Source organism: Echinicola marina (assembly GCF_020463795.1).
In the GTDB taxonomy this organism is placed as follows: Bacteria; Bacteroidota; Bacteroidia; order Cytophagales; family Cyclobacteriaceae; genus Echinicola; species Echinicola marina.
In genome coordinates, this window is record NZ_CP080025.1 from 1,222,286 (window position 1) to 1,236,998 (window position 14,713).

Below are 14,713 nucleotides of genomic sequence, written 5' to 3' on the forward strand. Positions count from 1 at the left end.
TAGCTATTTCTTGGTCCCAGACAGCAATTCTTTTTCCATTTCCATTTTGGCCTTGTTCTTTTCGTAATACCTACAGAAATGGGTAATATCGCACGCTTCACATTTAGGTTTCCTTGCCAAACACACATAACGGCCATGCAAGATCAACCAATGATGGGCAATATGAATATGTTCTTTTGGAATATGCTTGATCAATTGCTTTTCTACTTCCAAGGGAGTTTTGGCATTTTGGGGCACCAAGCCCAATCTTTTGGAAACCCTAAAAACATGGGTATCCACTGCCATATTGGGTTGATTCCAAACAACGGAAGTGATTACATTGGCGGTCTTCCTTCCTACCCCTGGAAGTTTCACCAACTCTTTTACAGTTGAAGGAATTTCGCTGTTGAAATCTTCCACCAGCATTTTGCCCAAACCCAGCAAATGCTTGGTTTTATTGTTCGGGTAGGATACAGACTTGATATAAGGAAATAATTCATCGAAAGTGGAAGAAGCCAAGTGCTCAGGAGTCGGGAAATCTCTAAAAAGCGCCGGTGTCACCATATTGATACGTTTATCAGTACACTGCGCACTAAGCACCACCGCTATCAAAAGCTGGAAGGGAGTTTCATATTCCAACTCCGTCTCCGCCACTGGCATATGGGTAGAAAAATGGTCCGTAAATGCCTTATATCGCTCTTTCTTCAACATATTTTTATCTCCTTTATCCCTCCAAATATAATAGAAATCTAGGCCATTAAAGAATCTCCTTCCCAGAAAAAAGCCCTCTGGATAAGTTTATCCAGAGGGCTTCTACCGATATTTCTTACTGTCAAACCTTTTGGAGTCCAGAAGTCCTGGCCTTTTCTTTAATGGAAGCCACCACCTTATCGGATGGCTCCAGTACCAAACCATTGATCTGGTCAACGGTACTCAAAAAGCCTAGATAATCTTGCATGAGATCATCATCTTCACGCAAAAGCTGCTCAAATGCTATACTTTCTTCTTCACTCATTTCCTGATAGACATACCTTATCAGCTGATCATTTGGGGTAAAATATATTGTCATAGGCAACATTTATTTGTTTTAGTTTCTTCCTAATATTGATCAATGCATACCTCATCCTCCCAAGAGCGGTATTAATGCTCACTCCTGTTTGGTCGGCAATTTCCTGAAAACTCAAGTCCATATAATGCCTCATGATCAAGACTTGTTTCTGTGCTTCAGGCAACTCGTTGATTAAATCCCTTACCAATTCATGGGTCTCATCTTTGACCTTCTGGTCTTCGACATTATCCTCGGCAAATTTTAATGTATTGAATAAACTGGAACCATCTTCCATTACAATGGAAGGATACCGCTTCATCTTTCTGAAATAGTCTATCGCTAAATTATGCGCGATGCGCATCAGCCACGGCTGAAATTTCCCCTCTTCGTTATACCTGTCTGAGTTTAGGGTCTGGATTACTTTTACAAAAACATCCTGTAACAAATCCTCCGCTAATCCTTGATCCTTTACTATCATATAAATCGTGGTAAAAACGCGCGATTTATATTTATCTACCAACATTTCGAAAGCTGCTTCGCTTCCATTTCTATACTGAGCGATTAACTCACTGTCTTTAGGTCCTAACCTTTTACTCATAAATTCTGACGTTTAAATAACGTAGAGGTTTATTTCATATTGCGGATTTTAGGTGGGAAACTTGAAATTATTATTATCAAATGTATCAAAATGAAAAACACAAAGCAATGAAATAAATGATTTTTTTATGTTGTCAAAACTCAAATAGCCACCCGTTTCAAAATATTCATCTGAATAAGTTAAGAAATGCAAAACTTTCAATGGATAAATATTTCTTAAAGTTGGTGAATTTCCCTAGAAATATCAATGCTTGACACCTGAATTGCCATTATCATTACCATAAGTGATCAGAATAAGCCAGTTCTATCAATATTTTCGAGACAACTACCTAACTGGCTCATTTCTTGATAAGTATATTTTTAAAATCAATAATTTTTCATCTAACCACTTTGTAATTATGAAAATCATCTTCATCAACACCCTCCTGTTCATCATCACCTGCACCTCAATATTTTCCTGCACTACCGAAGTAATCCAACAACATCAAACCATTGAGGTCATAGGTGCTGCTGAAGTCAATTTTGATGCTACAAAAGCTTGTTTGAACATCAATTATAATGGTTCCAAAGAAGGCCAAGAAAGCCTGGAAAAGCTGATGTCTGGAAAGCAAATGGAAAACTTTCAAGTCAAAAAAATAAACGAGAGCTATTACAAATCCAATAACACCAAAGGTGTGGATTTTGAATACGGAATAAGTTATCGCCTAATACTCAACAAAGCAACAGATAGGGACTTAATCAGTAGCCTACTCCGGGAAAATAATATTGGTGCCAACCTAAGCAGCGGAGGATATTTTATCAATATCGCTGAAATCCAATCCAAAAATGAACTAGGATTCAACCAGGCAATCGAAAATGCAAAATCAAGAATCGAGAAACATGCCAGTGCAATGGAGAAAAATTATGAAATACTATCCATAGAAGAGATCGATGATTTTCAGCAGTTACCCATTGACGGTATCATTTACAATACCAGCCTCATCAAAAAGGTTAAAGTTAAGGCCCTATTAAATTGAAATAAAGTATATGAAATGCATTAAGGAACTTTTCATCTTAATTCAACTTTAAACAAATTACCATTTCACCTGTTCACTTGGTATCTTTGTAAACTATGAATGAGACTACTGCTTTGAATAAGACTTCCATAGAAGATCTTGACCCCAAAGAATATATAATTATTAAGAATGCTAAGGTTAACAACCTTAAAAGTTTAAGTGTGGCTATTCCCAGAAATAAATTGGTGGTAGTCACAGGCCTTTCTGGATCTGGAAAATCCTCCTTGGCATTTGATACCCTATTTGCTGAAGGCCAAAGAATGTATGTGGAAAGTCTTAGTTCCTATGCTAGACAATTTTTAGGCAGGATGGAAAAACCAGATGTGGAATACATCAAAGGAGTTTCTCCGGCCATTGCCATACAGCAAAAAGTCACCACCAAAAACCCTCGCTCCACAGTAGGAACTACCACGGAAATCTATGATTACCTGAAATTATTATTCAGCCGAATTGGCAAAACCTTTTCCCCTATCAGCGGAGAGGAAGTCAAGCACAATACGGTAACTGATGTGGTGGACTATATTCACAGCTTTGAGGAAGGAGATAAGGTGATGATCAGCTGTCCACTTCAGATCAGCGAGGGGAGAAGCATCAAGAAAGAGTTGGAAGTACTATTACAAAAGGGGTTTACCAGAATCTTGATAGATGGAGATGCTCATTTTGTGGAAGACCTTTTAGAAGAAGATAAAACTCCCAATGGCCAGATTGAAATTCTCATCGACCGGGCCATGATCCAAAAAGAAGACGAGGATAACCAATTCAGGATAGCAGATAGCGTTCAGACAGCGTTCTTTGAAGGTCATGGTGAATGTATTGTGGTAGTCCCTCATAAAACAAAGAAAAAATTCAGTGATAAATTTGAAATGGACGGCATGTCATTCGAATTACCCACAGTCAATTTCTTTAGCTTTAACAACCCTTATGGCGCCTGCAAAAAGTGCGAGGGATTCGGTTCTGTACTTGGCATAGACCCGGACTTGGTCATTCCTGACAAATCCCTTTCCATCTATGAGGGAGCCATTGCACCATGGAGAGGAGAAACCACTAAAAAATGGGCAGAACCCCTGATCAAAAATGGAATCCAATTCGACTTCCCCATCCACAGGCCTTATGAGGAATTAGACAAAGAGCATAAAGCACTTCTGTGGAAAGGGAACAGTTATTTCAAAGGCCTTGATGCATTTTTCGAACACCTGCAAAGCAAAACACATAAAATCCAATATAGGGTAATGCTGTCCAGGTTTAGAGGACGCACGACCTGCCCTGACTGTAAAGGCACTAGGCTCAGAAAGGATGCATCCTATGTAAAAATCAACGATCATTCTATCACTGATATCGTTTTAATGCCTATAGAAAAAGCATTGGACTTTTTCCAAAACCTCCAATTAAGTGATTCTGAGACAAAAACCGCCAACAGGCTTTTGAAAGAGATCTTGAACCGACTGGAGTATATTGACAAAGTCGGATTGGGTTACCTCACCTTAAACCGACTCACTTCCACCTTATCTGGGGGCGAATACCAAAGAATCAAATTGGCCACATCCCTCGGAAGTGCCTTAGTGGGATCCATGTATATATTGGATGAACCTAGTATAGGTTTGCACCCTAGAGATACTGATCGACTCATCTCTGTACTAAAATCCTTGAGGGACTTGGGCAATACCGTCATCGTAGTGGAGCATGAAGAAAAAATCATGAAAGCAGCTGATGAAATCATCGACATTGGCCCAGATGCAGGTGTTAATGGTGGAGAATTGGTATTCCAAGGCGACTTACAGGAATTATTGGTCCATGGAAAGACTTACACAGCCAAATACCTCAAGGGAGAAGAAAAAATCAATATCAAAACTGGCAACAGAAAGTGGAAGGATAAAATCGTCATCAATGGCGCCAGAGAAAACAACTTAAAAAACATCAATGTATCCATCCCACTAAACACCCTTACCTGTATCACAGGGGTCAGCGGCTCAGGAAAATCCACCTTGATCAAAAAAGTCCTTTATCCTGCACTGGGAAAGACTTTGGGAACAGTCATCGATGAAACAGGAAAATTTGATAAACTAAGTGGCGACTATAAATCCATTGGCCAAGTGGAATTTGTGGACCAAAATCCAATTGGAAAATCCTCTCGCTCCAATCCTGTCACCTATGTCAAAGCATATGATGCCATAAGAAGCCTCTTTGCCGAAATGGGCATCTCCAAACAGCGCGGCTATAAACCTGCTTTTTTTAGCTTCAATGTAGATGGCGGCAGATGTGAAGCCTGCCAGGGAGAAGGAACCCAAAAGATCGAAATGCAGTTTATGGCAGATATCTTCCTGACCTGCGAATCCTGTAAGGGCAAGCGTTTCAAAAATGAAATACTGGATGTCACCTATAAGGACAAGAACATTGCCGATGTCCTGGATATGACCATTGACGAGGCAATGACTTTCTTCGAAGGGAAAAACGCCATTATCAACAGACTCCAACCTCTTCAAGAAGTAGGATTGGGCTATATTGGCCTTGGACAGTCCTCTAACACCCTTAGTGGTGGAGAAGCACAGCGGGTAAAATTGGCCTCATTCCTTGGAAAAAGCCAAGGTAAGAGCAAAGATCATATCCTTTTTATCTTTGATGAACCTACTACAGGGCTCCACTTCCATGATATCAAAAAGTTGCTCCATTCCATCAATGCCCTGATCGAAGAAGGCCACTCAGTAATCATCATCGAACATAATACCGAAGTGATTAAATCTGCAGACTGGGTGATCGACCTGGGACCAGAAGGTGGTAAAAGAGGTGGACATATCACTTTTGAGGGAACCCCTGAGGTACTCAAAGAATTGAAAGACAACTACACCGCCAAATACCTTAGGGAATCCTTTATGGATTGAATTTCCATCCTAGCTCCAAAAACCAATGCCCATAGAAACTTTTCTATGGGCATTGGAGTTATTATAGCTATTCATTACAATCAAAACCGCATTCTTTACAAGAAAAATGAGAAATATTTTCTATCTCCTATTTTTAAGCATTATCGCCAGTACACTTATCAGCTCATGCCAATCACCTAAAGCCCATGAAATCACCACTCCTTTGGGCTGGGAAATAGTCGATACCCCAACCAAAAGCTCAATCAGGGGTTTATGCCCACTTACTGAAGACATTGCTTGGGCGACCGGATCCAATGGCCTATGGATGCTGACTGTTGACGGCGGCAAAACATGGGAACATGGTGTAATAGACGGACTTGACACGGTGGATTTCAGGGATATTGAAGCATTTAATGCAAAGACAGCCATTGCAATATCCGCAGGACAACCTGCAGTCATCTACAGAACCAGCAATGCTGGGAAAACTTGGAAGAAAACTTATGAAGGTCCAAAAGAAGCTTTCTTGGACGGCTTATCCTTTGATGACGACAAGAAAGGCTTTGTTTATGGCGACCCAGTAAATGGTAAACTAATGGTACTGCAAACCTTTAATGGCGGAAAGTCCTGGATAACGCTAAGTACCACCCCTGAACTAGCAAAAGGTGAAGCCGGCTTTGCCGCAAGCGGTTCAGGAATCCTAACGGACAATGATAAAATCTGGATTGCCTCTGGAGGAACCAAAAGCCAAGTTTATTATTCAGAAAATGCAGGTGTAGACTGGACAAACTTCCCAGTTCCTATCATACAGGGAGAAGCTTCGCAAGGAATATTTTCCATGTCCTTCATCAAAGAAGGGACCTTAGTAGCCGTTGGAGGAGATTACAAAAAACCAGACGATCGCAATAAAAACATTGCACTATCAATAGACCATGGTAAAACTTGGAAATCACCTACCGGGAAGGGACCATCTGGCTACCGTTCCGGAGTAGCTTATTTCCCAAAAGAAGGATGGTTGATCGCAGTAGGCACCAATGGAAGTGATTACTCCACCGACGGCGGAAATAACTGGGCCAAATTTTCTGACCAAGGACCCCATGCCGTTAAACTTTCAAAAAATGAAGGAACTATATGGATATCTGGAGCTGATGGAATGATAGGAAAAATAAAATACTAGGCTATTTTTTCTCTCCCGGAACATTAAAATAGGTTCAATTACTGTTGAGTACAGCAGTTTTTTTATTATATTAGGTAGCTTAAGGCATGAAACAGTATCCTAATCCTCTAGGAGTCTACAGTAAACGAAAAGACCTAAATAACCCAAAATGTTCGAGATCATTCCATCTATCTATATCATAAATGGGAAGTGTATCCGCTTGAAAAGAGGAGACTTTACCACGGAGAAGGTTATTTCTCATAATCCACTTGAAATTGCTCAGAAATTTGAGAATAGTGGGCTGGAAAGATTGCACTTGGTTGATCTAGATGGGGCCAGAAGAGGAGAACCAAAAAATTACCACATACTTAATATCATAGCTGGATATACGAACCTAAAAATTGACTATACTGGTGGCTTATATACAGATGGGGATGTAATCAAGGTTTTTGAAAATGGAGCAAAAACCATCACCGCCTCTACTGCTGCAGTAAAAAGCCCTGAAAAATTTGCCCAATGGCTGATGTCATACGGAAGGGAAAAAATCAATATGGCTGCTGATACTGACCCAAAAGACTATAAAATCAAAATCGCTGGATGGCAAAAAAACACTAATATTGACCTTTTCGATCAGGTACAATATTTTTATGACAGGGGACTTAAATACCTCAAATGTTCTGATATCACCCGAGATGGTGTCTTGGAAGGACCAAACTTAAGCTTATATGAGGAAATGGTAAAAAGATTCCCTGATCTTCATGTAGTCGCTAGCGGTGGAGTCCGAAATATAGCCGACCTCAGAAGATTAAGAGACCTTGGTCTTCGTGGTGCCGTAATCGGTTCTGCATTTTATGAAGGAAAAATCAAGCTTGAAGACCTAAAAGAGTTTGTTATTACCGTCTAACCATCCAATTTCCATTACCTACAAAAAAATAAGGAGACAAAATTTGCCTCCTTATCTTGGGTTATTGTTAATTGTAAAACTAATTGGGTTCAAATTTTAATCCTCCTTAAACCTATCCATAATATATATGAACAAATTAAAAGACAATGTGGACATTTCTTCCTGATCTACCTCTTTTTCACCTGAGGCTTTATATATGGGGTTTTCTTTCACTTCTTTTACCGAAGAAGACTTGGCCTTATTCGAAATGGAAACCCTTTCAGGCTTATACTCTTCAGAAGAAAAATTTTCTACACTTTCTACCGAATTTAGCGATTCATCACTTGACCTACCAGGTCTTCTGTCACAATCCCTAAGTTCTTGAGCACCAACCTCCACATTATATAGAGCAGCAACAGCTATACCTGCTATTACAGACTTATACGATTGTGGTAGAATTTGGCTTATATTAAACATTATAAAATTTTCTTTTAATAATTTTTATCTTGCCCTTAATTGGTTTAAGATTTTCAAATATACAAATTATTCAAAAAGATGCAAACGATTCAGTTTTCTGATTTCCAAAAGGTTGATATAAGAATTGGCACCATTACAAAAGCAGAAGTTTTCCAAGAAGCAAAAAGACCCGCCTACAAGCTGATGGTGGACCTGGGAGAGCTTGGAATCAAAAAATCCTCTGCACAAATTACAGAAAATTATAATCCTGAAAGCTTAGTTGGGAAGCAAGTCATATGTATTTGCAATTTCCCTCCAAAGCAAATAGCCAATATCATGTCTGAAGTACTGGTGACAGGGTTTCATGATGAAAACGGATATATAACCTTGGCCACCTCCGATTTAAATGTTCCAAACGGAGCAAAGCTCTATTAACTTTAAGATAGGTTTTTCTAAATATTTGGCATCTTCAATCATCAAACAAAATGATCAAAGCTATAACAGCTCAAACGCTTCCCTCTATTATTAATGGTCAATTTATCCAAGAAAAAAACGACTTGACCATCAAGGAGGTATTGACAGATTCTAGAAAGATCATTAGTGGCAAAGAAACTGTCTTTGTGGCCTTGAAAGGCTTCAAGGTAAACGGACAAGACTATCTTGAAGATGCCTATAGGCTAGGAGTACGCAATTTTGTCGTTCAAGAAAAAACAAGCTTCTCCAAACTAGAACATGCCAATATCCTTTTGGTCCCCAATACCGCCGAAGCCCTGCAGGCACTGGCCCAGTATAATCGCGTGCAATTCTCTAGGCCAGTGATCGGAATTACTGGAAGCAATGGCAAAACCATTGTTAAGGAATGGCTGGGACAGCTGCTATCCCAAAAATTCCATGTGGCCAAAAGCCCCAAAAGCTATAACAGCCAAATTGGCGTACCTCTATCTATTTTTATGATTGAGCAGCAACATCAAGCTGCAATCCTGGAAGCGGGTATTTCCAGGCCAGGTGAAATGAGCAAACTGGAAAAAATGATCAAACCAAGTATGGGCATTTTCACAAATATTGGCACTGCCCATGCGGAGGGTTTTCAGAACCAAAGAGAAAAATTAAAGGAAAAGTTATTGCTTTTCAAAGATGCTCAGTATATCATTTACCGAAAGGACCAAAAAACAGTTCACAATGCTATGCTTGAACACTTTGACATGGACAGACTCATATCATGGTCCGAAATACCTGGAGCAGACTATACACTTTCGACGAAAAGAAATCATTCCACTAGTAAGATCACGTTGATCAAGCCTGACATGGGCCTGTATACCTTTGAAACTAGTTTTACTGATGAGGCCTCGTTGGAGAACCTGCGCCATGCCATAGTTGCAGGTCTTGTATTAGGCATGACAGAAAAAGACATTCAAGCATGCCTGCCCCAACTGAACACTGTGGAAATGAGGCTTACGCTAAAATCCGGACTTCATCAATGTTTATTGATAGATGATACTTATAATAATGATTTGGCCGGATTGGATATTGCTTTGGAGTTTTTACAAAATCAAAGGCCAAAAAAAAGAAAAATACTGATCCTATCAGACCTATTACAGGCCGGAAAGTCAGCAAGTGTTTACAAAAAAGTCAGGGAGCTAATCCAACACAATAAGCTGGACCTCCTTATTGCTGTCGGTAAGGAAATAAAAGAACTAGAGCACAATCCCCCATGTGAAAGCCTGTTTTTTGGGAACACCGCAGAATTACTTTCTGCTTTACCCAGTATAGCATTCAACAATGACCTCATCCTTATCAAAGGAGCCCGGGCATTTGCTTTTGAACAGGTAGTAAACGCCCTACAGGCCAAGCTTCATGGAACTGTCCTGGAAATTAACCTGAATGCCTTGAGAAGGAACTTTACATTCTATAAGGAACAGATCAAACCGGCCACTAAAATAATGGTCATGGTGAAAGCTTTTGCCTATGGTGGTGGAGCCACTGAAATCGCCCATCATTTGGAACAACTCAAAGCAGACTATTTAGCAGTAGCCTATACGGACGAAGGTGTTTCTCTAAAAGAAGACAAAATCAAATTACCGATAATGGTCCTCAATCCTGCCCCAGAATCATTTGGCAATCTGATTAAGTACAATCTGGAACCCGTTGTATATAGCCTTTCTTTCTTTGAACAACTGGGAAGATTCTGCCAAAACCAGTCTGCTGTTTTAAACATCCACTTGGACTTGGACACTGGCATGCACCGTTTAGGTTTTGACCAAGAAGACCTCGAAACATTAAAAGATCTGATCAGCGCATATCCAGAGTTGAGAATCGCAAGCCTTTACACCCATCTTGTAGGTGCGGACGAAAGTATCCATGAAGATTTTTCACTGGAACAAATTCACCGTTTCAAACTTATGGGAGAGGCACTAAAAGAAGACTTAGGCTATAAACCAATGATGCATGCACTCAACTCAGCAGGTATACTTCGCTACCCGACTCATCAATTTGATATGGTACGGTTGGGAATAGGGCTATATGGTGTGGAAGTAAATGGTCTGCATGAAACAGCCTTACAGCCTGTAAGCATTCTAAAAACTACCATCTCGCAAATAAAACACCTCAAAAAGGGTCAAACTGTGGGCTATAGCAGAAAAGGTTTGATGCAAAGAGATGGTAAAATTGCCACCATAGCCATTGGCTATGCAGATGGTTATGACCGTCGGTTTAGCAATGGTGTAGGCAAGGTCATGATCAATGGACAAATGGCTCCGATAATAGGCAATATCTGTATGGACATGTCTATGGTAGATATCACGGATATTGATGCAGCAGAGGGGGATGAAGTCATTATTTATGGAAATGGCCTATCTCTAAAAGAACAAGCAAATGCCATAGGCACCATCCCCTATGAACTACTTACCAATATAAGTGACCGGGTCAAACGCACCTATTTTCTCGACTAGCCATAGATTTCCTGGAGTTTTTCCACGATTCTTACAGCTGTCTTACCATCCCAAAGCGGGATTCCTTGATATTCCTTCCAAGCACCTGTCTTCAATCTATCTAAATAAGGCTGAAGATTGGAAGGATCTGTTCCCACCAGTTCATTGGTGCCCAATGCTATTGTCTCAGGTCTTTCGGTATTGTCCCTTAGAGTCAAACAAGGCACATTCATTACAGAAGCTTCCTCTGTGATCCCTCCAGAATCAGTAATAACAGCTTTGGCATTTTTGACAAGATAGTTAAACTCCAGATAGGAAAGCGGATCCGCGTAATGAAGCCTTTCATGCTTTATCCCCAATTTTTGAAGCACTTTAGCCGTTCTTGGATGGACAGGAAATATGATCGGATAGTCTCCTGCTCCAGCAATTAATGCTTCCATCATCGCTTTCAGTTTACCCTCCTCATCCACATTTGCAGGCCTGTGCATGGTCAAGACAAAATAAGACTTGGGAGCTAAATTCCTTAAATATGCTTCAGAAGGCGGTGTTAACTGATCCATTTTATGTAGTAATGTATCTATCATCGTATTACCCACAAAATGGATCCTATCCTCCCCCACTCCTGATTTTTGTAGGTTTTCATTTGCCAATTCAGAAGTGGTGAAAAAATGATCAGTAATACTATCTGTTACAATCCTATTGATCTCCTCTGGCATGCTCATATCTCCAGACCTAATCCCTCCTTCAACATGTACTACCGGTATGAGAAGCTTTTTTGAAGTAATGGAGCAGGCCAAAGTAGAGGTTACATCTCCTACCACCAAAACCACATCCGGTCGGTTTGCCCCCAATTCCTTTTCAAATCCAATCATAATTGCTGCAGTCTGCTCTGCTTGCGAACCGCCTCCTGCACCTAAATTGGAATCTGGATTAGGAATCTCCAATTGCTCAAAAAAATCTCCAGACATTTTACGGTCATAATGCTGTCCGGTATGGACAAGCCTATAGTCTATGGGCTCTCCCGCTTCCTTTCTATGTCGTATAGCATGGATTATAGGAGCAACTTTCATAAAATTTGGCCTTGCCCCAGCCACTAAGGTTATATTCAGCATGATAATATTTCAGAATTTATTTGCACACAAGGCAATGCTTGATGTTATGAAAGCGAATATACACATTCTTTGCCTTCACTAAAAAACGAACATTATATCAATCTTCTCCTCTCCATAGATTGAGCAAAACCTTAATTTCCTTTATTTTATCTTATATTTGTGGCACTACTAAATACCAAAATATAATTTTAACTATATCAGGTATTTATTAAGTATATAAGTTTAAAAAACCATCTAAATTACCACATGCAACAAGCTTGTTTAAAGTCCAGGTATTTACTTTTTGGGCTACTCCTCCTATCATTCTTCCTGAACTCCTGCCAGGAAGATCAGTTAATTGGGGAGGTATTGGTTTACGACAATGATTTCTCAGAAGTAGGAAGTTTAACAAATATTGAAAATGGACGAATACACGTTTTCGAAAATGATAGTATTCTTGGAAACTATAACAACGAAGAGACCATCATAAAACTAGGCAATTTACCAGGGCACAATACTGTTCGTGTCGTAATTGAACTTATGATTCATGATAGCTGGGATGGTAATTCAGGAGGAGTTGGTGGCCCTGATTATTGGTACCTTAATGTGGACGGAAAACAAATTTTAAACACAACATTTTCTAATACTCCTTGTGTTTCTACCTATTGCCTATATCAGTCCTATCCTGATCAATATGGTAGACACTACGATCCTAAAACGGGGGCTATTGACACAGACCTTCCTGGTCTGTGTCAATACAAAGACACCCCTGGCTGGACCTCAAAATATAGAATCAGCAAATTAATCAGCCATGTAGGTCCAAGTCTTTCTATTATTTGTGGGGACCAGCTTGTACAGGACAATGTCCCTTCACATATCTGCGATGAAAGTTGGTCAATTTCTAAAATTGAAGTAAGTACTCTTTCAATCAAATAATATGTTCGCTTTTTCGAAAACCATATTGTATACAAATATTAAGGCTATCATTTTATTCATATTGATAGCTAACCCTTTGCTCATATTTGCCCAGACGGCCAATCTCAATGTTCCATTTCTGGAAGATTACCTGAGAAGACAGCAATTAATGGGAAGCTTTGATGAGAACTACTCATTCAGTGTGCGGCCTATAAAACCGGAGATTGATGATTTAAAAGGTGGCTCCAATAATTCAAGCAACCTTAATAATAGCCTTTACGGCTTTAATGATCATCAGCTCTTTGCTAATGGTAAAGGATTGATCAAAGCATTGCCGGTACTCATTAAAAGTCAATACAATTCTAATTATTCCTTTGGCGCTAACAATGGTTCATTGATTCCAAACAAAGGGCTCCAAATGCTACTAAGTGCTGGAGTATATGCAGAATATGGAGGCCTTAGTATCCAATTCCAACCAGAGCTCATTACAGCCCAGAACCTTGATTTTCAAGGATTCCCTATTGAACATTGGGGCAGCACTTGGAGAGTATATTATGAATGGCTTAACACTGCAGACATCCCTGAACGGTTTGGGACAGCAAGTTATACCAAATTATTTTTGGGACAATCAAATATCAAATACACCTATAAAGGATTTTCTGTTGGCATTTCCTCAGAAAACCTTTGGTGGGGCCCCAGTAAGCGAAATGCCTTACTCATGAGTAATAATGCCACCGGGTTCTTACATGCCTCTATCAAAACTGAAAAACCAATCCCCACCCAAATTGGATATTTTGAGGGGCAAATACTTTCTGGAAAACTAGAAAATTCAGGGTATTTACCTCCCGAATCAGGTTATATCAATCAGCAAACCCCATTATATATCCCCAAAAGAGACGAGGACTGGAGATATCTCTCTGGAATTATCATCTCCTATCAACCAAAATGGGTACCTGGTCTATCAGTAGGATATAGCAGTGTTTCTCAAATGTATCACAATGACATGGGAAGCTTTGATGATTACTTACCAATTTTCAATGGGGAAAAAGGCCCTAAAAATATTGTTAATCTAGATAGAGATAGGAGAAATCAATTAAGCTCAGGCTTTTTCCGCTGGATGAGCCATGGTGGCCTATTTGAATTTTATGGCGAATATGGGTCCAATGGAAATAGCAGCCAGTTTAGAAACTTTCTGGTAAATCCAGATCTGAACCGAGCCTTTACCTTTGGTTTCACTAATTTGATTCCCCTAAAACAGGAGGGGGCCTATTTTCAAATCAGCTCGGAAATGACACAAACCGGGCAAACAGTCCGAGATGCCATCATAGCCCATAATAGCTGGTACACACATCCTTATGTAAAACATGGTTATACAAATCGTGGAGAAGTAATGGGGGCAGGATATGGGCCAGGTAGTAATGTCATCTTCCTGGACTTTAGCTGGGTTAAAGACTATAATAAAATAGGTTTCCAAATGGAGCGTGTTGTCTATAATAACGACTTTTATTACAAGCGCTTTGAAGAAATCAAAGATTGGAGAAGGAAATACATAGACTTGGTGCCATCATTATTGGCTGACTGGAAAATAGACAATTTTATCCTTTCCAGTAAATTCCAATATGTCAACACCCTAAATTATAAATGGTACTTGGAAAACAACCCTAATCAATACTTTGTGGCTGGGCTGGACAAAACAAACTTTGTGGCTCACCTAAGCTTAACTTATGTTTTCGACTGATACAATCTGAAAAAAA

General features: G+C 39.8%; 13 protein-coding genes. 8 read left to right on the plus strand and 5 right to left on the minus strand.

The features are described from left to right. Positions 1-3: 3 nt before the first annotated feature. The 3 genes from nth to KZP23_RS05045 form a co-directional block, all read right to left on the minus strand. Positions 4-690 (minus strand): endonuclease III, encoded by a 687-nt coding sequence (gene nth, locus KZP23_RS05035; RefSeq protein WP_226335011.1) that lies wholly within the window; start codon positions 688-690, stop codon positions 4-6. A 121-nt stretch (positions 691-811) separates the two neighbouring features. Further along, positions 812-1,048, minus strand: a complete 237-nt coding sequence (locus KZP23_RS05040; protein ID WP_226335012.1) for a hypothetical protein — start codon at positions 1,046-1,048, stop codon at positions 812-814. Further along, positions 1,023-1,625, minus strand: coding sequence for an RNA polymerase sigma factor (locus tag KZP23_RS05045; RefSeq protein WP_226335013.1), 603 nt, complete (start codon positions 1,623-1,625; stop codon positions 1,023-1,025). Before KZP23_RS05045 ends, KZP23_RS05040 begins: the two co-directional genes overlap by 26 nt. Positions 1,626-2,022: 397 nt before the next feature. Between KZP23_RS05045 and KZP23_RS05050 the strand changes: the two genes are divergently transcribed. The 4 genes from KZP23_RS05050 (at position 2,023) to KZP23_RS05065 (ending at position 7,591) form a co-directional block, all read left to right on the plus strand. Further along, on the plus strand, positions 2,023-2,640 hold the full coding sequence (locus KZP23_RS05050; protein ID WP_226335014.1) for an RNA-binding protein: 618 nt from the start codon (positions 2,023-2,025) through the stop codon (positions 2,638-2,640). A gap of 95 nt (positions 2,641-2,735) precedes the next feature. Beyond that, positions 2,736-5,555 carry an excinuclease ABC subunit UvrA gene (gene uvrA / locus KZP23_RS05055; RefSeq protein ID WP_226335015.1) on the plus strand — a complete coding sequence of 940 codons (2,820 nt, stop codon included), beginning with the start codon at positions 2,736-2,738 and terminating at the stop codon, positions 5,553-5,555. A gap of 106 nt (positions 5,556-5,661) precedes the next feature. Continuing rightward, the gene (locus tag KZP23_RS05060; RefSeq protein WP_226335016.1) at positions 5,662-6,708 is read left to right on the plus strand and encodes a WD40/YVTN/BNR-like repeat-containing protein; all 1,047 of its coding nucleotides are present in this window, start codon (positions 5,662-5,664) and stop codon (positions 6,706-6,708) included. 148 nt (positions 6,709-6,856) lie between these two features. Further along, positions 6,857-7,591, plus strand: coding sequence for a 1-(5-phosphoribosyl)-5-[(5-phosphoribosylamino)methylideneamino]imidazole-4-carboxamide isomerase (locus KZP23_RS05065; RefSeq protein ID WP_226335017.1), 735 nt, complete (start codon positions 6,857-6,859; stop codon positions 7,589-7,591). Between the two features lie 96 nt (positions 7,592-7,687). Here the strand turns inward: KZP23_RS05065 and KZP23_RS05070 are convergent, their stop codons facing one another. Next, on the minus strand, positions 7,688-8,047 hold the full coding sequence (locus KZP23_RS05070) for a hypothetical protein (protein ID WP_226335018.1): 360 nt from the start codon (positions 8,045-8,047) through the stop codon (positions 7,688-7,690). Between the two features lie 78 nt (positions 8,048-8,125). On the opposite strand from KZP23_RS05070, the gene KZP23_RS05075 reads away from it, so the two are divergent. Both KZP23_RS05075 and KZP23_RS05080 read left to right on the plus strand, forming a co-directional pair. After that, positions 8,126-8,461: a tRNA-binding protein gene (locus tag KZP23_RS05075; protein ID WP_226335019.1), complete on the plus strand. Its 336-nt coding sequence runs from the start codon at positions 8,126-8,128 to the stop codon at positions 8,459-8,461. 50 nt (positions 8,462-8,511) lie between these two features. Beyond that, a complete protein-coding gene (locus KZP23_RS05080; RefSeq protein WP_226335020.1) occupies positions 8,512-10,974 on the plus strand; it encodes a bifunctional UDP-N-acetylmuramoyl-tripeptide:D-alanyl-D-alanine ligase/alanine racemase in 2,463 nt (820 codons plus the stop codon). Here the strand turns inward: KZP23_RS05080 and wecB are convergent. Continuing rightward, the gene (gene wecB, locus KZP23_RS05085; protein WP_226335021.1) at positions 10,971-12,065 is read right to left on the minus strand and encodes a non-hydrolyzing UDP-N-acetylglucosamine 2-epimerase; all 1,095 of its coding nucleotides are present in this window, start codon (positions 12,063-12,065) and stop codon (positions 10,971-10,973) included. The two genes, KZP23_RS05080 and wecB, sit on opposite strands and share 4 nt — an antisense overlap. Positions 12,066-12,311: 246 nt before the next feature. Between wecB and KZP23_RS05090 the strand changes: the two genes are divergently transcribed. Continuing rightward, positions 12,312-12,980 carry a hypothetical protein gene (locus KZP23_RS05090; protein WP_226335022.1) on the plus strand — a complete coding sequence of 223 codons (669 nt, stop codon included), beginning with the start codon at positions 12,312-12,314 and terminating at the stop codon, positions 12,978-12,980. 76 nt (positions 12,981-13,056) lie between these two features. Then, the gene (locus tag KZP23_RS05095; RefSeq protein WP_226335023.1) at positions 13,057-14,697 is read left to right on the plus strand and encodes a capsule assembly Wzi family protein; all 1,641 of its coding nucleotides are present in this window, start codon (positions 13,057-13,059) and stop codon (positions 14,695-14,697) included. The last annotated feature ends 16 nt before the right edge of the window (positions 14,698-14,713 follow it).